The sequence below is a fragment of the Stenotrophomonas maltophilia group sp. RNC7 genome, from assembly GCF_030910085.1.
Lineage (GTDB): Bacteria > Pseudomonadota > Gammaproteobacteria > Xanthomonadales > Xanthomonadaceae > Stenotrophomonas > Stenotrophomonas sepilia.
Genome location: NZ_JAVFVN010000478.1, coordinates 1 through 754 on the forward strand (window position 1 = coordinate 1; position 754 = coordinate 754).

A 754-nucleotide genomic window follows, 5' to 3' on the forward strand; every position below is an offset into this window, starting at 1 on the left:
AAGAGCAAAAAGTGGAAGTTTTGTCGGTGAGTGGAGCGAATCCGTAACGGTAGCCACTTTATTAGGAACTCCTTCAAATATTAATGGGACAGCAGAAAGCAATCGTATCACCGTAACTTGGGATGCTGTTATAGGGGCTACTGCTTATGAAATAGAAGCAGACGGAAACCTGATAGATGTAGGCTCAGAACAGCGCTTTGTACATGAGAACCTACTGCCGAATACGCTGCATACTTATCGTGTTCGTGCGAAAAACAACAGTGTAGTGAGCGAATGGAGCGGTATGAGTGATTGGAGTACGGTGGTACCAATTATGACACCTCCAGCGGTTCCAACCAATTTACAAGCTACTGCTACGACCAATGAAATGAAACTCACTTGGGATGCAGTTGAAAATGCAAAGGCATACGATATTGAAGTGGATGAGAAGATTATTTATGATTTAAGCAACAGCAGCTACGAGCATGTAAAATTAGAACCAAATACGAGACATCGATATAGAGTTCGTTCTAAAAATGATGGTGGCGTAAGTGAATGGACAGAACTACTAGAACAAAATACAATTCCTGAAATTACGATTAACGTTGAAAAAGACAATATGTTTAATTTCGTCATAGTAGCTCCTAAAAAGGATGGTGCAGCTACAAGAGAAATCGTTGTCACATACGATCCTGAAAAATTGGAAGTGCTAGACCTGCGTGCTGAAACACCGGAAGTAAATCTAGGAGAGGGCCCTGTAGCAGGAAGCGATATC

General features: G+C 41.6%; 1 protein-coding gene. It reads left to right on the forward strand.

What is annotated here, in order from left to right:
* A partial coding sequence (locus RCF13_RS08920) for a fibronectin type III domain-containing protein (protein ID WP_308141072.1) occupies positions 1 to 754 on the forward strand: 754 nt, incomplete at both ends.